18 protein-coding genes and 3 tRNA genes are annotated in these 17,377 nt (G+C 54.3%); 10 read left to right on the plus strand and 11 right to left on the minus strand.

Features of this window, described 5'->3' with window-relative positions; all coding sequences use genetic code 11:
* Positions 1-90: 90 nt before the first annotated feature.
* The 4 genes from EPYR_RS14295 to syd form a co-directional block, all read right to left on the minus strand.
* Positions 91-540 carry a flavodoxin gene (locus tag EPYR_RS14295; RefSeq protein WP_012669083.1) on the minus strand — a complete coding sequence of 150 codons (450 nt, stop codon included), beginning with the start codon at positions 538-540 and terminating at the stop codon, positions 91-93.
* A complete protein-coding gene (truC, locus tag EPYR_RS14300; protein WP_012669084.1) occupies positions 533-1,330 on the minus strand; it encodes a tRNA pseudouridine(65) synthase TruC in 798 nt (265 codons plus the stop codon). Before truC ends, EPYR_RS14295 begins: the two co-directional genes overlap by 8 nt.
* Entirely contained in the window at positions 1,330-1,653 is a 324-nt protein-coding gene (locus tag EPYR_RS14305) for a YqcC family protein (RefSeq protein ID WP_012669085.1), read from the minus strand. The genes truC and EPYR_RS14305 overlap by 1 nt, the downstream gene beginning before the upstream one ends.
* Before the next feature lie 599 nt (positions 1,654-2,252).
* Positions 2,253-2,819 (minus strand): SecY-interacting protein, encoded by a 567-nt coding sequence (syd, locus tag EPYR_RS14310; protein ID WP_012669086.1) that lies wholly within the window; start codon positions 2,817-2,819, stop codon positions 2,253-2,255.
* Between the two features lie 118 nt (positions 2,820-2,937).
* On the opposite strand from syd, the gene queF reads away from it, so the two are divergent.
* From queF to xni, 3 genes are all read left to right on the plus strand, one after another.
* The gene (queF, locus tag EPYR_RS14315; protein ID WP_012669087.1) at positions 2,938-3,783 is read left to right on the plus strand and encodes an NADPH-dependent 7-cyano-7-deazaguanine reductase QueF; all 846 of its coding nucleotides are present in this window, start codon (positions 2,938-2,940) and stop codon (positions 3,781-3,783) included.
* A gap of 145 nt (positions 3,784-3,928) precedes the next feature.
* The gene (ppnN, locus tag EPYR_RS14320) at positions 3,929-5,293 is read left to right on the plus strand and encodes a nucleotide 5'-monophosphate nucleosidase PpnN (protein WP_041474036.1); all 1,365 of its coding nucleotides are present in this window, start codon (positions 3,929-3,931) and stop codon (positions 5,291-5,293) included.
* 30 nt (positions 5,294-5,323) lie between these two features.
* Positions 5,324-6,076 (plus strand): flap endonuclease Xni, encoded by a 753-nt coding sequence (gene xni, locus EPYR_RS14325; protein WP_187298269.1) that lies wholly within the window; start codon positions 5,324-5,326, stop codon positions 6,074-6,076.
* A 64-nt stretch (positions 6,077-6,140) separates the two neighbouring features.
* Here xni and rlmM read toward each other — a convergent pair whose 3' ends face one another.
* From rlmM to EPYR_RS14345, 4 genes are all read right to left on the minus strand, one after another.
* Complete coding sequence (rlmM, locus tag EPYR_RS14330; RefSeq protein ID WP_012669090.1) at positions 6,141-7,241, minus strand: 23S rRNA (cytidine(2498)-2'-O)-methyltransferase RlmM; 1,101 nt, start codon at positions 7,239-7,241, stop codon at positions 6,141-6,143.
* Positions 7,234-7,629 carry a DUF423 domain-containing protein gene (locus EPYR_RS14335; RefSeq protein WP_012669091.1) on the minus strand — a complete coding sequence of 132 codons (396 nt, stop codon included), beginning with the start codon at positions 7,627-7,629 and terminating at the stop codon, positions 7,234-7,236. Before EPYR_RS14335 ends, rlmM begins: the two co-directional genes overlap by 8 nt.
* A gap of 84 nt (positions 7,630-7,713) precedes the next feature.
* A complete protein-coding gene (locus EPYR_RS14340) occupies positions 7,714-8,631 on the minus strand; it encodes a transcriptional regulator GcvA (protein WP_012669092.1) in 918 nt (305 codons plus the stop codon).
* A 350-nt stretch (positions 8,632-8,981) separates the two neighbouring features.
* Positions 8,982-9,206 (minus strand): YgdI/YgdR family lipoprotein, encoded by a 225-nt coding sequence (locus tag EPYR_RS14345; protein WP_012669093.1) that lies wholly within the window; start codon positions 9,204-9,206, stop codon positions 8,982-8,984.
* 231 nt (positions 9,207-9,437) lie between these two features.
* Between EPYR_RS14345 and csdA the strand changes: the two genes are divergently transcribed.
* Positions 9,438-10,646, plus strand: a complete 1,209-nt coding sequence (csdA, locus tag EPYR_RS14350) for a cysteine desulfurase CsdA (RefSeq protein WP_012669094.1) — start codon at positions 9,438-9,440, stop codon at positions 10,644-10,646.
* A gap of 1 nt (position 10,647) precedes the next feature.
* Entirely contained in the window at positions 10,648-11,097 is a 450-nt protein-coding gene (gene csdE / locus EPYR_RS14355; RefSeq protein ID WP_012669095.1) for a cysteine desulfurase sulfur acceptor subunit CsdE, read from the plus strand.
* Here the strand turns inward: csdE and tcdA are convergent.
* The gene (tcdA, locus tag EPYR_RS14360; protein ID WP_012669096.1) at positions 11,094-11,894 is read right to left on the minus strand and encodes a tRNA cyclic N6-threonylcarbamoyladenosine(37) synthase TcdA; all 801 of its coding nucleotides are present in this window, start codon (positions 11,892-11,894) and stop codon (positions 11,094-11,096) included. The genes csdE and tcdA overlap by 4 nt on opposite strands.
* A 50-nt stretch (positions 11,895-11,944) precedes the next feature.
* A complete protein-coding gene (gene mltA / locus EPYR_RS14365; RefSeq protein WP_012669097.1) occupies positions 11,945-13,090 on the minus strand; it encodes a murein transglycosylase A in 1,146 nt (381 codons plus the stop codon).
* A 206-nt stretch (positions 13,091-13,296) separates the two neighbouring features.
* On the opposite strand from mltA, the gene EPYR_RS14370 reads away from it, so the two are divergent.
* The 3 genes from EPYR_RS14370 (at position 13,297) to EPYR_RS14380 (ending at position 13,644) form a co-directional block, all read left to right on the plus strand.
* Positions 13,297-13,373 (plus strand) — tRNA-Met (locus EPYR_RS14370).
* A 76-nt stretch (positions 13,374-13,449) separates the two neighbouring features.
* Positions 13,450-13,526, plus strand: a tRNA-Met gene (locus tag EPYR_RS14375).
* A gap of 41 nt (positions 13,527-13,567) precedes the next feature.
* Positions 13,568-13,644 (plus strand) — tRNA-Met (locus EPYR_RS14380).
* 81 nt (positions 13,645-13,725) lie between these two features.
* Here EPYR_RS14380 and amiC read toward each other — a convergent pair.
* Positions 13,726-14,973 (minus strand): N-acetylmuramoyl-L-alanine amidase AmiC, encoded by a 1,248-nt coding sequence (gene amiC, locus EPYR_RS14385; protein WP_012669098.1) that lies wholly within the window; start codon positions 14,971-14,973, stop codon positions 13,726-13,728.
* 228 nt (positions 14,974-15,201) lie between these two features.
* On the opposite strand from amiC, the gene argA reads away from it, so the two are divergent.
* Together argA and EPYR_RS14395 are read left to right on the plus strand one after the other, a co-directional pair.
* The gene (gene argA / locus EPYR_RS14390) at positions 15,202-16,557 is read left to right on the plus strand and encodes an amino-acid N-acetyltransferase (protein ID WP_041474037.1); all 1,356 of its coding nucleotides are present in this window, start codon (positions 15,202-15,204) and stop codon (positions 16,555-16,557) included.
* 190 nt (positions 16,558-16,747) lie between these two features.
* On the plus strand, positions 16,748-17,305 hold the full coding sequence (locus EPYR_RS14395; RefSeq protein WP_012669100.1) for a YagU family protein: 558 nt from the start codon (positions 16,748-16,750) through the stop codon (positions 17,303-17,305).
* Positions 17,306-17,377 lie beyond the last annotated feature (72 nt).

Raw genomic sequence — 17,377 nt, forward strand, 5'->3', positions numbered from 1 at the left:
CATGCGGTGAACCAGATGCCCAGGAGTCACCCTTTTTGCAGTGCGCACGCCAGCAGCGGGCCAGTGCAGAAGGTCCGCTCCTGGCGGCCTTTAGCCTAAAAGCTTAGCCCACTGCTCAACCCACGGCGAGGTGACTTCTTCCGGCTCCGGACTTTCGCTGGCATCGACCATCAGGACCTCACCGACGCGAAGCGCACTCTGCTCAGATAACAGCGCGTCGAACTGCTTCCCGCCACCGCAGAAATGATCGTAGCTGCTGTCACCAAGCGCGATAATGCCGTAGCGCAGGCCAGGCTGGTAGCCCAGCTTATCTTTGATCGCCTGGAACAGCGGAACAATGCTGTCCGGCAGGTCGCCATGCCCGGTGGTAGAGGTGACCACCAGAACCACTTTATTCGCATAGCGCTGCCAGTCTTCCAGCGTCGGATCGTCAAAAACCGTGACTTTGTGACCGGCCTGTACCAGCAAAGGTTCAGCTTCTTCAGCGACTAACAGCGCGTTTCCATAAACGGTGCCAACAAAAATACCTACTTCAGCCATTATTCTCTCCATCAACTGATACTTCATTTTGTGCGGTCTGCTGCGCCAGCCCTGCCCGCATCACGTCAGGCAGATTCGCCTGCCAGCCAAGCTGATTGATGACCTTCTGCCAGACCGCATCCAACCCGGCGCGCAACATTAACGGCTCGGCAGTGACCGGATGCGTCAGATTGAGTTCGCTGGCGTGCAGCATCAGACGATTCATGCCAAAGTTTGCCGCCGCAGAACGGTTCTGCTTCAAATCACCGTGGGCGCTGTCGCCAATAATCGGGTGGCGCAGATGGGTCATATGACGGCGCAACTGATGTTTACGCCCGGACTCAGGCAACATTTCCACCAGTGAATAGCGTGAAGTCTGATAGCGCCCGACCGGCACCGGCAGTTCGGCGGTGGCCACGCCACGCCAGTGCGTCACCGCTGGCTGTGGTGCTTTCTCCGGCTGACTGAATTTATCGGCAATTTTATCCTGCTCTTCGGTCAGTGGGTAGTCGAGCGTATCGGCCCCTTCCAGCCAGCCACGCACCACCGCATGATAGGTTTTTTGCAGCTGGTGCTGTTCAAACTGCTGCGACAGAAGACGAGCAACCTCGCTCGACAGGGCCATTAGCAGTACGCCGGAAGTCGGACGATCCAAGCGATGTACGGTAAACACATGCTGGCCAATCTGGTCGCGTACCGTCTGCATGGCAAACACGGTTTCATGCCGATCGAGCCAGCTGCGGTGCACCAGCATACCGGACGGCTTATTGACCGCCACCAGCCAGCGATCCTGATAAATGATTTCAAGCATTATGGCGACTCAAACAGCTGGTCAAACTCATTCAGCAGGTGTAGCAGCCGCGCACGTTCAGGAATATCTCCTTCCAGCGCGACGTCATAATAGGGGGCAATGGCCAGCGTGGGCGGCAGCGGTGCGCCGGCGTCCAACAGCGCCTGCATTTTGGGCAAAAGCATCCACTGCAACCACTGCAACGGCGTCATGGTATCAATGCAGAAAGGTTCAGTGCTGGTGAACGCCTCGCTGACAGGGGCGACGTATTGCCATAATCCGGCCTGTTTGAGTAACGATTCTATCGCCAGTAATCGTTCCTGAACCTGCTGTTCACGGCTCATGGGCAACCTCTTAAATCATTGTCGGTGAAAAGGACGCAAAGCATAGCATTCGCGTCGGTTTCAGGGAAAAGTATCAACAAAAAAAGGGGGCACTGTATAAACAGTGCCCCCGGTTCGTTTGCAGCTATCCGGCTACCTTTATGCTCCCTGCTCATCCTTGAAAACTGGTCCGTGCGCTTTCCTAAGCAAACATCTTCCTGACGTTGATCCTTTGGCTTCCATGACCGCCGACAGTCCTTTGCGGCTCACATTCTCCGTCCTGGAGGTGTCCATTACCTCTTCCTGAGATCTCCTTTGCTTCATCCTGGAGCCTGTCCCTGATACATCATCCCGATGATTCAATCCTTCAATGAGCACATCATCCTGATGTTAATCTCATATCATGCTGTTCCTTCGCAACGGAATCTATTGTGCCTTAATAACATTAGCAAACAAGATGCCCGGGGCGGCTGTTTAAGCCATTCCGACTTCGCTGACTGCCAAAAATAGACTAACCAGATGATATAAATCATTTTTAATTCTTAAGCGTTAGTCATATCTGCATGATTACAAGCGATCTCTTACAGATTCTGTAAGAGATCTCGCACAGGGCAGGCGGCTTAATTCGGAGGGTCTATGATAAGCGGCTGTAAAGAAATAAGAAAGTTCCGGACAGATGGCGCGATAAGCTGGCGCTTTTTGGTACCTAAATGCTCAAGAATGACTTCGCCACTCACATTACAAACTGATACGACCTCCAGTTCGGAGGCGGTGGTGGCGATAAATAAAGTGGGCGATTGCTTAAGACGGCGCTTCATAACCAAATGACCAATCAGGTTTTCCTGCACGCGTACAAAGTCATCTTCACTCCAGACTTGCAATAAAGACATCTGCTGCCCGTGCAAAGTTCCCGTCATATCCCCGGCGAACTGTGAAGTATAGAACGCGGTAACCGCTGGCTGCAGGCGAATATCCAGCGCCCGCTCGACGGCATCGAGATTTGGCTCCAGCATAAACGGCTGTGGCAGCCACCAAACTTCTTCCTCTTCCTCATGTGAGGCCATCACACAGGTTGAAGGAATACCGTAAAGTTCCTTACTGGCAGGCGCATGCCCGCTTTGCTGCTGCCAGATATCGCAATAACGCTGACTAAAATCGCGTAATGCCTGTGTGGTTTCATCAATCATTTTTTTACTCTTTACTGACTGGGTTACACTAACAGCCTATTATAGCCTGAAGGCATAATGGGCTGACGGATTTGTCACCATTCCTGCCACGGCAGGCACCAAATAATTAGGGAATAACATGTCGACATATGACAATCATCATGCGCTGGAAGGTCTTACCCTGGGGCAACCTACAGAATATCACGACACTTATCAGCCAGCGCTGTTACAGGCTGTACCACGCAGCCTTAACCGTGACCCTCTCGGCCTTGATGGCGACAGCCTGCCGTTCTGCGGGGCAGATATCTGGACATTGTATGAACTCTCCTGGCTTAACAGCAAGGGGGTGCCACAGGTTGCGCTGGGCGAAGTCGTCCTCGATGCCTGCAGTGTCAATCTGATCGAGTCCAAAAGCTTCAAACTATATCTGAACAGTTTTAACCAGACTAAATTTGCCGACTGGGGTGAAGTTCGCCAGACGCTGGAACGCGATCTGAGCGCCTGTGCCCTGGGTAAGGTCAGCGTGGCGCTATTCCGCCTGCATGAGATCGAAGGTCAACCCATTGGTCATTTCGACGGTTCCTGCATCGACGAGCAGGATATTGAGATCAATAACTATCAATTTGATGTCAGTTACCTGCAAAACGCGACCGGGAGTGAAGTGGTTGAAGAGCAGTTAGTCAGCCACCTGTTAAAATCTAACTGTCTGATAACCGATCAGCCAGACTGGGGATCGGTGCAAATTAGCTATCGTGGCCCACGCATTCAGCGCGAAGCGCTGCTGCGTTACCTGGTCTCTTTCCGCCAGCATAATGAGTTCCACGAACAGTGCGTAGAGCGCATTTTCAGCGAAATTTTACGCTACTGTAAGCCGGAAAGCCTGAGTGTTTATGCTCGTTATACCCGTCGCGGAGGGCTTGATATCAATCCGTGGCGCAGCAACACGCAGTTTGTACCGGGTCGCTCACGGCTGGTACGTCAGTAAAGTCGGCTCTGCCCGGTGTTATTTATCCACGGTAAAGGCTAATCTGAGCACGGGCGGCAACCTGATGCAGCCCAAGGATATATTATCTTCGTGATGGCGAAATCGCGGATTTATGACACACCCAGGCGGGTGTAACGGAGAACACTTGATTACACACATTAGCCCACTCGGCTCAATGGATCTGCTTTCCCAACTGGAAGTCGACATGCTGAAACGTACGGCCAGCAGCGATCTTTACCAGCTGTTTCGTAACTGCTCGCTCGCCGTACTTAATTCAGGCAGCCAGACTGACAGTAGCGAGGAATTGCTCTCACGCTTCGAAAGCTTCGACATCAACGTGCTTCGACGCGAGCGCGGCGTTAAGCTCGAATTGATCAACCCTCCCGAAGAGGCCTTTGTCGATGGGCGTATTATTCGCGCCCTGCAGGCCAACCTGTTTGCCGTGCTGCGCGATATTCTCTTCGTCAACGGTCAGATTGATAACGCCGGGCGCTTCCAGTATCAAAATATTGCCAATCCGGTGCATATCACCAACCTGGTGTTCTCCATTCTGCGTAATGCGCGTGCGCTGCACATTGGAGAAGAGCCTAACACCGTGGTGTGCTGGGGCGGTCACTCGATCAACGCCGTTGAATACCAGTACTGCCGGAACGTCGGCGCTCAGCTGGGGCTGCGCGAGCTGAATATCTGTACCGGATGCGGGCCAGGCGTGATGGAAGCGCCGATGAAAGGGGCTGCGGTGGGTCATGCGCAGCAACGCTATAAAGAAGGCCGCTTTATCGGCCTGACCGAACCGTCGATTATCGCCGCTGAACCGCCTAACCCGCTGGTTAACGAGCTGATTATCATGCCCGACATTGAAAAGCGCCTGGAAGCCTTTGTGCGCATAGCGCACGGCATCCTTATCTTTCCTGGCGGCGTGGGTACAGCCGAAGAGTTGCTCTATCTGCTGGGGATCCTGATGAATCCTCACAATCGCCACCAGGTTCTGCCGCTCATCCTCACCGGCCCACAGGAGAGCGCCGACTACTTCCGCGTGCTGGACGAATTTATCGTCAGTACGCTGGGTGATGAAGCGCGTAAGCACTACTCGATTATTATCGATGATGCGGCGGAAGTGGCGCGCCTGATGAAAAAAGCGATGCCTGAAGTCAAAGAGCACCGTCGTGAAACGGGTGATGCCTACAGCTTCAACTGGGCGCTGCGTATCGCTCCCGATCTGCAGATGCCATTTATGCCCAGCCATGAAAATATGGCTAACCTCAACCTGTCACCCGATCAGCCGGCCGAACAGCTTGCCGCCGCGCTGCGTCGCGCGTTTTCGGGCATTGTCGCCGGTAACGTGAAGGATGTGGGCATCAGGGCTATCAAAGAGAAAGGCCCTTATAAGCTGCATGGTAACCCGGAAATCATGCGTCGTATGGACGATTTACTGCAAGGATTTGTCGCACAGCATCGTATGAAGCTGCCGGGCAGCGCTTATGTTCCCTGCTACGAGATCATTAAATAGAAGGGCGTCCTGCGGGCCGCTCAGGATTATCTGATGGTACATCTGCTGATTATTGATGCGCTGAACCTGATTCGGCGCATTCATGCCGTGCAGGGTTCTCCCTGCCAGGAAGCCTGCCTGAACGCGATGCAGCAACTGTTGTTGCACACCCGGCCGACTCACGCGGTCGCGGTATTTGACGATGACCGCCGCAGCAGCAGCTGGCGTCATCAACTGCTGCCGGACTATAAAGCCGGGCGGTCGCCAATGCCGGACGCGCTGCGCGATGAAATGCCGCTGTTACGCTGTGCCTTTGCCAGCATTGGCGTAAAAAGCTGGCATTCCAAAGGCGACGAAGCCGACGATTTGGCTGCGACTCTGGCCAGCAAAGTCGCGGCCGTAGGCCATCAGGCGACGATCGTCTCTACGGATAAAGGCTACTGCCAGCTGTTAGCACCCACGATTCAAATCCGCGACTACTTCCAGAAACGCTGGCTGGACATGCCGTTTATTACTGACTCATTTGGCGTGGAACCGACACAGCTTACCGACTACTGGGGGCTGGCGGGTATCAGCAGCAGCAAAATCCCCGGCGTAGCGGGCATCGGCGGCAAAAGTGCCGCACAGCTGTTACGGCAGTTTGGCAGCATGGCGGCCATTTATCAGAATCTGGAACAGGTGCCGGAGAAGTGGCGGAAAAAGCTGGCAGAACATCAGCAGATGGCCACAATCTGTAAACAGGTTGCGACATTAAAAACGGATCTGTTGCTGGAAGGAAACTTAAAAGAGCTGCGCCTGGCTTAAGGCTGACTTATTTGTCAGCCCTGGCTGCGCACGGGGCGAACTGGAAATGGCGTTCTCCCCGGGATTATCGTTCGTCGCGGCGGCCCGGCGTAGCGCTCCAGATGCGGCGAATATGTACCGTCACCTCTTCACGGTCGTGATACAGCTGGCGCGCCTGAATCTGCGCGTTAATGCCATTTTCTGCCAGCTTTTCATGGATCATTTGCAGATTCTGCGACACTTCCTCGTAGCGCTTCTTCATCGGCAGCTTGAGGTTAAAAATCGCTTCCCGGCACCAGCCGTTAACCAGCCAGTCAGCCATCAGATTCGCCACCCGCACCGGCTTTTCCACCATATCGCACACCACCCAGTAGTTATTGCTGCGCGTAGGGCGATATTTAAATCCATCTTCACGCTGGTGAAATACCTGGCCGGTATCCATCAGGCTCGGTGCCATCGGGCCGTTGTCCACCGCGTTAACCATCATGCTGCGCTGCACCAGCTGATAAGTCCAGCCGCCGGGGCAGGCCCCCAAATCTACTGCCCACATACCGCTGGCAAGGCGTTCATCCCACTCATCGGCAGGAATAAAGACGTGAAAGGCCTCTTCCAGCTTGAGGGTAGAGCGGCTGGGCGCATCCGAGGGAAACTTAAGACGCGGAATGCCCATAAACAGCGGCGAATTGTTGCCAGGCAGGGAATAGCCCACATAGCAGCAGCCTGAAGCGATAAAGAAAACGTGTACCACCGGGCGCTTATTGCTTTCATAGTTCAGCAGAATGCCGTCTTTACGCAAACTGGCGCGCAACGGCACGGTGAACTTACGGCAGAACTTCAGCAGCTCCTTGCTGGCATTGGTATCAGGGACTTCCACGCGCAGTTCGCCGCCTTTTTCTACCACGCCGGTCAGCATCCCTGACAACGGAGTGATGCGATCCTCAGGCGGCAAATCGCGCAGCAGTTCACCCACCACGATCATTTGTCGCGAGAAGATCAGCTCACTAAAGGGGAGTTCAGCCAGCAGCTTTTCGGCCTCACCCTGCTGATAGCATTCAAACAGCACATAGGCAGAGCCCTCTTTAACACGGGCAAAGCCGAAGATCTCATGCCCGGCAGCCTTGGCGGTGATCTCCGCCGCACACTCTTTCTCAAAACCCTGACGGCAATACAGTAAAATCTTATTCATGGCGTTCTGCCCTTTTTTTCAGACGCAGTGCGCCAACCAACATTAAAACCCAGCCGATCAGGAAGCAGGTGCCACCAATCGGGGTGATCCAAACCCATATTTTCAGGTGCGACAGCGCCAGGCAGTAAAGGCTGCCGCTAAACAGCACCGTACCCAGCGCCAGAAACGCGCTGCTCCAGTAAAACCAGATATTTGTCCGGCACAGCATCGCTGCTGCCATACCCAGGATCGCCAGGGTATGGAACGCCTGATAATCCAGCCCGGTTTTCATCCAGGCCATTTCTGCACTACCCAGCGACTGACTCAAAAAGTGAGCGCCAAAAGCCCCGAGCATGACGTAGAAAAAGCCACTCAGGGAACAAAAAATTAACATTGCACGACTGGACATGTCGCTATCCTCTGTCAAGGCACGGGTCCGATCTCCGCAGCCATGGGTAACTGTTCCCAGCGGTTTCATCACGCCGGGATAGGCTCAGCTTTCGTAGCGAAAGCGAAATTTTTCTTGTTCACTGGCCGCTTTCGCCAGGATCCACTGACGAAAGGCGGCTATTTTACCCAGTTCTGCCTGACTGTCATGACAAACCAGATAAAAAGCATTTTTACTGACTAACACATCGTTAAACGGGCATACCAGTCGGCCCGCTTCGATTTCACTTTGCGCCATGACGTTGTTCGCCAGCGCCACGCCCTGCCCATGGATCGCGGCCTGCAACACCATCGCACTGTGGCTGAAAATAGGCCCGTGTTGCACATTAATCGTGTTCAGGCCCAGCTGGCGGGTATATGACTGCCAGTCACGGCGTGAAGCGTCATGCAGCAACGTGTGATGAGCCAGCGCCGCTGGCGAGGTCAGGGGATGTGCGCCCGTTAACAGCAGTGGTGAACACACCGGCAGCAGATATTCCGCGTACAGCTTCTCTGCTCTCAGCCCCGGCCAGTTACCACGGCCATAAAAAATAGCCACGTCGACATCATCCGCCAGCTTCTCTTCATCGCGGTCTACCGCCTGAATGCGTACATCAATGCCCGGATAAGTTAAATTAAAGCTGGTGAGCCTTGGCACCAGCCATTGAATGGCGAAACTCGGCAGCAAGCTGACCGTCAATGCCCCTTTTGCACTGCGCGCCTGCAGCTTGCGCGTGGCGTCGTTTAATGCGGTGAAAATCTCTTTAATATCGAGATAATAGCTTTGCCCCTCTTCCGTCAGTAACAGCGAACGATTGCGGCGACGAAACAGTTTCAGGCCGAGGAAATCCTCCAGCGACTTAATCTGATGACTGACTGCAGCCTGAGTCACGAACAGTTCTTCGGCAGCCTTGGTAAAACTGAGGTGGCGTGCGGCAGCATCAAAAACACGCAGCGCATTCAAAGGTGGTAAACGTTTTGACATGGCAGAGGGGTACTTTTCGTCGCGTCCATAAGTGACTCTGTGATTCAGCGTCGCGCATTAGTTTTTATTATCCGATACATTATAAATTGTCCGTTGAGGAACCGCCAGTAAATACCTATAGTTGCGCCACTTCCTGAGCCGGAACGAAAAGCGCAGCGAAATTAAGTATTAACTTACGGAATGTTGAGGTGCTTTTGGCTTGTGGTCGTGATGTTGTGTTTGCAATTGACCTGACAATTTTCGGGTCCGGTAGCTCAGGCTGCCTTTTATTCCTGTAGATTTACCCTGTCTGTCCATATTGATTTCTATAGCACCGCAAACTGCGGTGCTTTTTTTTTGCCGGGATTTTACTACCGATCCATTTCGACCATTTCTTTAACGTCAGACCGGTTGATCTGCTGTTTGGTGCCGTTGGCATCTTTATAGCTAATCATGCCGGTTTCGCCGTCCACTGCGGGCTTACCGTTGGCAACAATCGTACGACCGTCGGTGGTATGCATAACATAGTTGCCTGAACACGCAGCCAGCGTTAACGTCATGGTACAGGCAGCGATAATTGCAGCTAATTTTTTCATTTTGTGTCTCTCCTGACTAAGAGGTAAAGTCCGCGTCGGGCTAACATAGCCGCATTATTCACGCGCTGAAAAGCCTGCCGGGACGAGGGGTATTTGCGCATATTGGCTAAAAACAGACATAATCCAGCATAACGCGCTTTTGACGCTTTGCCAGAAAAGCAGATTGATTTCAGCCTGTTCTTAGCCTGGTTTAACACATAAAGCATCACCCGACAGGAATATACCGTGAGCATGACGTCATTTAACCCAATGCTGTTTCGCCAGCAATTTCCCGCTCTGAATGATGCAGGGTGCTACCTTGACAGCGCGGCCACTGCGCTGAAACCTCTGGCGGTGATTGAAGCGACGGAACAGTTTTATCGCATGAGTGCCGGCACCGTGCATCGCAGTCAGTTTGCTGCCGCACAGCAGCTGACCGCACGCTATGAAAATGCTCGCGGCCAGGTCGCACAACTGCTGAACGCGCCGGAGGCGCAGAACATCGTCTGGACTAAAGGCACCACCGAGGCTATCAATCTTGTGGCGCAAAGCTGGTTGCGCCCTCGTCTGCGGCCGGGCGACGAGATTGTGGTCAGCGAGGCGGAACATCATGCGAATCTGGTGCCGTGGCTGATGGTGGCCACGCAGACCGGGGCAAAAGTGGTGAAATGGCCGATTGGCAGCGATCGCCTGCCGGATATCAGCCAACTTCCCGCTCTGCTGAACGCCCGTACGCGCCTGCTGGCGCTGGGACAGATGTCGAATATCACCGGCGGCTGCCCGGATCTGCCCGCAGCAGTTGCCCTTGCGCATGCCTGCGGTGCTAAAGTGATGATCGACGGCGCACAGGGCGTGGTTCATTGCCCTCCAGACGTACAGGCGCTGGATATTGATTTTTATGCTTTTTCCGCGCACAAACTCTACGGCCCAACGGGGATCGGTGCGTTGTATGGTAAAGCGCAACGACTGGCCGAAATGGTGCCGTGGCAAGGTGGAGGGAAAATGTTAACCCACGTAAATTTCGAGGGGTTCACGCCGCAGGCGGCTCCCTGGTGCTTTGAAGCAGGCACGCCAAACGTCGCCGGGGTAATTGGTCTGAGCGCCGCCCTGCAGTGGCTGGGCGGCATTGACAGAACGGCAGCAGAACGCTGGAGCAGCCACCTCGCTGCCGTGGCAGAAACCCGTCTTGCTGCCGCCCTGCCCGGTTTTCAAAGCTATCGCGCCAGCGGCTCCAGCCTGCTGGCATTTAACGTTGCAGGTGTTCACCACAGTGATGTCGTTACCCTGCTGGCTGAAAGTGGCGTGGCCATTCGCGCCGGTCAGCATTGCGCTCAGCCGCTGCTGGCCGCGCTGGGCGTGAACGGCACCTTGAGAGCCTCGTTTGCGCCCTATAATACTCTGGAAGATGTGGACGCCCTGGTTGCGGCCATGACAACAGCAATAACGTTACTGGCAGATTAATATGTGCTTATCACTCATTGCCGCCCACCCGTTTGGTGCGCAAATTACCTCCGACTCCCTGTTAGCGCAATTCTCCCATTTCAGGCAGTGGGAAGAGCGCTATCGCCAGCTGATCCTGCTGGGCAAACAGCTGCCCGTGCTGCCTGACGAGCTGAAGAACGAGACGACTGAACTGCGAGGGTGTGAAAACCGGGTTTGGCTGGGCCATCAGCTGCTGGAAAATGGCCGTCTGCATTTCTACGGTGACAGCGAAGGGCGCATCGTGCGCGGGCTGTTGGCCGTACTGTTAACCGCCGTAGAAGGCAAGACCCCACAGGAAGTAAGCCAGCAGGATCCGCTAAGCCTGTTTGCCCAACTGAGCCTGAAAGAGCCGCTTAGCGCATCACGCAGCGCGGGTTTACAGGCGCTTGCAGATGCGGTTTTACAGGCCGCCAACTCGTACCGGGGTTAAGACCGAGCCGCTTTTGCCATCATCTTTTTTAACGCATGTGAAACCGCGACAAAGCCAAAGGTGGCGGTCACCATTGTCACCGCGCCAAACCCGGAGGCGCAGTCCATACGTTTAGGGCCTTCGGCAGTACTGCGTGAGGCGCATACCGATCCATCCGGCTGCGGATACATCAGCGCTTCGGTCGAGAAAACGCAGTCAATCCCCAGCTTGCCTTTGCTGTTTTTCACGATGTTAAAATCGCTTTTCAGCCGCTCACGCAGTTTGGCCGCCAGCGGGTCCTGAATGGTTTTCGCCAGATCGGCAACCTGAATTTGCGTCGGGTCAATCTGTCCGCCCGCCCCGCCGGTGGTCACCAGCGGAATTTTGTGACGGCGGCACCAGGCTAACAGCGCCGCTTTGGGTCTCACGCTATCAATAGCGTCAATAACATAGCTAAAGCCCTGGTCGAGCAGTTCAGCAGTATTGTCTGCGGTAATAAAGTCATCAACACAGGTCACGCGACATTCCGGGTTAATTTCGCGGATACGGGCAGCCATCACCTCGGTTTTCGCCTGACCGACATGCCCCTTCAGCGCATGGATCTGCCGGTTGGTGTTACTGATACAGATATCATCCATGTCGATCAGGGTAATTGCGCCAATCCCGCTACGCGCCAGCGCTTCCGCTGCCCACGAGCCAACCCCGCCAATGCCCACGACGCAAATATGCGCGTCGGCAAACAGTTGCAGTGCTGGCTGGCCGTATAAACGTGCTATGCCGCCAAAGCGTTGCCGCCAGGCGTCAGAAAGAACCGTCATTCAACTATTCCTTGAAAACGGCGGGTCGGAAACGCCTACCCGCCTCAGGTTTACTGGCTGAGCAGTAAGGAGCCTTGAGATGTGCTGTTTTGTGCCGATGAGAACACCGGCGCCCCGGTTCCCGGGGCTGTTTTCAGCACCCAGACGCGGCCATAGTGATTGAACCAGCCGGCCATATGGCCGGCATCTGCACCGACGCCCTGATAGATATCAAAATGCTGGCCTTTAATTGCTCCGCCGACATCCAGAGAAACCATCATGCGCATCTCATATTTTCCGGTAAATTTACCGTTATTATCCAGCAGGGGGATTTCTGCCAGCAGCGCGGTTCCGGCGGGGATCAGCGCACGGTCGGCCGCTACCGAAGCTTTGGCAATCAGCGGCACCGCACTGGCTCCGCGCACCGGCGCAAAGCTATCCGGCTTGAAGAACACGAAGGACGGATTCTGTTCCAGCAGCTCGCGCACTTCTGCCGCACTGTGCTGTTCTCCCCACTGGCGTATCGCCTGCATCGACATGTCTTCCCGCTTCACTTCTCCACGGTCGATCAGCACTTTACCGATGCTGTGATAGGGATGGCCGTTTTTACCACCGTAACCAAAGAACTTCAGCGGACGGCCGTCGCCAAAATCAACGTAGCCGCTGCCCTGTACGTCCATCATAAAATTATCCATCAGCGAGTTGCTGTAACCTGCCACGTAGCCTTCGCCCAGTGCTCCGCTGTAAATCTCCGCCCTGCTCGGCAGCCTGCTGCGCTTTTTATGCGGCATGCGATACAAAGGGAACTGGAACTCGCCCTGACGGCTGTAACGCGCCTGAACAACCGGCGTGTAATAGCCGGTAAACTGCACGTTACCGTAGTTGTCGGTGCCTTCCATCTGGAAAGCATTCAGACCAAACTGCCGCAGCTGACGGGTATCGCCGCCGGCCATCAGCCAGCTCTGAATGGCGCTGTAGGCGGCAGACTGGCGTGAATACATGCCTGCCGAGGCAAAGCGTATTTGAGAAACCTGATCGGCAAAATCTTTGCCGTTGACCGGGCGACCTTTCGCATTGGGCTGATTGACCAGCGCCAGCGGCTGGATCAACTTTCCATCTTTATACTGTTGCCCACGATCGGTGGGTTTCGAGCTACACCCCGCCAGCAGTGCCAGCAGCGTGCCGGTCACCAGATATTTCGCCCAACCTGCTTTCATGCCTTGCTTACCTTTATACGGGAACCCTGCGCGAAGATAGCAAAGGCTCCACCATAAGAAAATGTGCTGGTGGAAAAAGACCACAATTATTTGCACAACTTTTCAGCATTTGGTCAAAAAAAGATAGCCTGAGCGCGCTTTTAGCCACTTAACTGCAAAAAGGGGTTGCAACAAAACGCATCAGGCGTATAGTGCGCTTCCACGGACGCGGGATGGAGCAGCCTGGTAGCTCGTCGGGCTCATAACCCGAAGGTCGTCGGTTCAAATCCGGCTCCCGCAACCAATTCACTGAAATCAGTTAAGGTTTAGTGAAGCAGTAACAGAGACAGTGTCGTGATGGAAGCGACAAACCACGCGGACGCGGGATGGAGCAGCCTGGTAGCTCGTCGGGCTCATAACCCGAAGGTCGTCGGTTCAAATCCGGCTCCCGCAACCAATTTGCCGTCGTGGTGTGCAGTAATAAAAGCGTCAACCGGACGCGGGATGGAGCAGCCTGGTAGCTCGTCGGGCTCATAACCCGAAGGTCGTCGGTTCAAATCCGGCTCCCGCAACCAACAAACACCCTTCAGGGTGTTTTTTTGTATCTGAAGCTTATCCAGCCTGTTTTACCGGGCAGAATCCTTTCTTTCCGGTGGTTATTTATTGGTGGCCAACGACGCGCCGTTAGCAAAATAGGCTTTAATCCCTGCCAGAATCGAATCCGCCACCTGATGCTGAAAACGCGTGGTACGCAGCTTACGTTCCTCTTCCAGGTTACTGATAAATGCGGTTTCTACCAGAATTGACGGGATATCGGGCGCTTTCAACACCGCAAAACCCGCCTGATCGACGGTGCGCTTGTGCAGGTGATTAATTTTTCCCATCCGCGCCAGCACTTCCCCGCCAAACCTCAGGCTGTCGTTGATTGTGCGGCCCTGCAACATATCGAACATCGTATGGTCGAGATAGCGATCGCCCCTCATACTGACGCCGCCAATCAGATCCGACTCATTCTGGGTCTGTGCCAGAAATCGTGCTGCGGTACTGGTGGCCCCTTTTGTCGATAACGCGAACACGGACGATCCGCGCGCTGTACGACGGGTAAACGCATCGGCGTGAATGGAAATAAACAGATCGGCACGCTGTTTGCGCGCTTTCGCCACCCGCACTTTTAACGGAATAAACACATCTTCATTACGCGTCATATAGGCGCGCATATTCGGCTGCTTGTCGATCAGGGATTTCAGGCGGCGGGCAATTTTCAGCACCACGTCTTTTTCACGCGTTTTGTGTTTGCCAACGGCGCCGGAATCTTCGCCACCGTGACCGGGGTCAAGCATAATCACTATCGGCCGATCCTTTCCAGCCTTACCGGGTAGCGGCGCGGCCTTAGGCTGGCTACGCCCCAGATCGCCCTGATTGTAATCTTCCAGTAACGCCAGCAGCGGATCGTCATTGTGCTGCGGCCTTTGCACCGGATAGAGATCCAGCACCAGACGATGTTTAATCCCGGCGACCGGGGCAAGAGTAAAGGTACGCGGCGCAACATTCTGTTTGATTTCCAGCACCAGGCGCACGGTATTCGGGTCAAACTGACCCACACGCACATTTTTAATATAAGGATCGTCTTCGCGCACCAGCTTCCCGACATCGTTCAATACGCGATTAAGCTGAATATGTTCAATATCCACCACGACACGGTCGGGGTTTCTCAGAGCAAACTGCTTATATTTCAGCGGCGTATTAGACTCAATGGTCAAACGTGAGTAGGTGGACGAAGGCCAGATGCGGATTGCGACAACATGTCGACTGGCGCTCATGCCTGTGCGGCTAACGCTCAACAGCCACAGCGCCCCGGCCCCTTGTAATAACCGTCGGCGGTTAAGGGAAGTTGAATCAGTCATGCCACTCCAAATGCTGTGAGGTGTCTAATAAAAAGCCAAATAAAAAAATCGGCGAAACTCTAACGAATCCCTCCGGCAGTGTCACTGAGAAAAACGAATAAATGCAGCGCGTCTGACAGAAGAAAATACCATTCCGAGTGATGATTAAGGACAAATGCTACTTGCACCCGCGCCCATAAAAGAATAAAAATACACTTTTAACGAATAATAATGCAGAGAGGATTTGCCGTGAAGGAACGTAGTACCGAGCTGGTTCAGGGATTTCGCCATACCGTACCCTATATCAACGCCCATCGTGGTAAAACGTTTGTCATTATGCTGGGCGGTGAAGCCATCGGGCATGAAAACTTCTCAAGCATCGTCAACGATATCGGCCTGCTGCATAGCCTGGGCATCCGCCTGGTGGTGGTGTACGGCGCCCGCCCGCAGATCGATGCCAGCCTTGCCGGGCACAATCTGGAACCTGTCTACCATAAACATACCCGCGTAACGGATGCCCAGTCGCTGGAGCTGGTCAAGCAGGCTGCCGGCCGTTTGCAGTTAGATATTACTGCCCGCCTGTCCATGAGCCTGAATAACACCCCATTGCAGGGCGCGCATATTAATGTCGTTAGCGGAAACTTTATTATCGCTCAGCCGCTGGGCGTCGATGATGGCGTCGACTACTGCCATAGCGGCCGTATCCGCCGCATCGATGAAGAATCGATACATCGTCAGCTGGACAGCGGAGCCATTGTCCTGTTGGGGCCGGTAGCCGTATCGGTCACCGGAGAGAGCTTCAATCTGACCTCGGAAGAGGTGGCCACCCAACTGTCAATTAAGCTGAAGGCCGAAAAGATGATTGGTTTCTGCTCCGAACAGGGGGTGACGGATGCAGAAGGCCGCATTATCTCCGAGCTGTTCCCGAATGAGGCACAGCTGCGCATCGAAGAGTTTGAAACCCGGGATGATTACCACTCAGGCACGGTACGCTTCCTGCGCGGCGCGGTAAAAGCCTGCCGCAGCGGGGTACGTCGCAGCCACCTGATCAGCTATCGGGAAGATGGCGCGCTGTTACAGGAACTGTTCTCACGCGACGGCATCGGCACCCAGATTGTTATGGAGAGCGCCGAGCAGATCCGCCGTGCCACCATTAACGATATCGGCGGCATTCTGGAACTGATCCGCCCGATGGAACAGCAGGGCATTCTGGTACGCCGTTCGCGTGAACAGCTGGAGATGGAAATCGACAAATTTACCATTATCGAGCGCGATAACCTGACCATCGGCTGTGCCGCCCTCTATCCGTTCCCGGAAGAGCAGATTGGTGAAATGGCCTGCGTAGCGGTACATCCTGATTACCGCAGCTCGTCACGCGGTGAAGCATTACTGGAGCGCGTGGCGTTACAGGCGCGGCAGATGGGGCTAAAAAAGCTGTTCGTGCTGACCACGCGCAGCATTCACTGGTTCCAGGAGCGCGGCTTTGAGCCGGTAGAGATCGAGCGGCTGCCGGAAAGTAAAAAGCAGATGTATAACTATCAGCGGCGTTCCAAAGTGTTGATGGCAGACCTGCGCGAAGCCAGCGTTCATACCCGCCAGAGCTGATCGCTTTCGGTGCCGGAGCCTGAAGCTTTAGCCTGTTTTTGCCAGCCGTGCCGGCAGCAGATACAGGCATTTCACCCCTGTTGGTGAGAAGATAAGGGCGCTGAATCACCTGCAGATGACAAAACAAATATGATTATTGCAGGTGGCTAACCGCTGTCTGTTTTCGATGGACGTAAGGAAAATGTGTGTTATGACAATCAATAAAATAAACCTGAAAATTATCGTATGGAGTACCCTGATTGGCGGGTTTATCAGTTCCCTGGTCAAGTCCGGCACGGAAGCGAATATGCCCCCGCGTATAGCCGGTGAAATATCACCGCCCGCAGCACATATTGACGCCTGGCTTGGCCCGCTGGGGATCAACGCCCATTCCATGGATTATGTCTATCAGGGCATCACTATTCCCGGCGCGGTGATGCTGTACCACTGGCTGTTTAGTTTTGCTTTCGCCTTTGCTTACGTCCTGCTATCCGCTTTCTGGCCTAAAGTCAGACTGTGGTACGGCGCTGCCTATGGCTTAATCATCACTATCGCGATGCACGGTTTCCTTATTCCGGCGCTGGGCTTTCGCCATCCGGCTTATTCAGGCGGAAAAATCGGCTGGCTGTGGGATCTTAATGGTTATGAGCTTTGGAGCGAGATCACAGGCCATATCGCCTGGTCGGTATCGATTGAAGTCAGCCTGATTGCAGTACTGGCTGCGTTCGCGAAGCCCATCACAGGAAAGTGGTTTAGCGAGTTTAAATAACACTTAATACATAAAATGCCCTGCCTTGCTGCCGGGCATTTTATGGCTCCAAGTTCCACACCGCCGGTGTTT

Origin of the sequence: Erwinia pyrifoliae DSM 12163 (assembly GCF_000026985.1) — a bacterium.
GTDB classification, from domain to species: domain Bacteria; phylum Pseudomonadota; class Gammaproteobacteria; order Enterobacterales; family Enterobacteriaceae; genus Erwinia; species Erwinia pyrifoliae.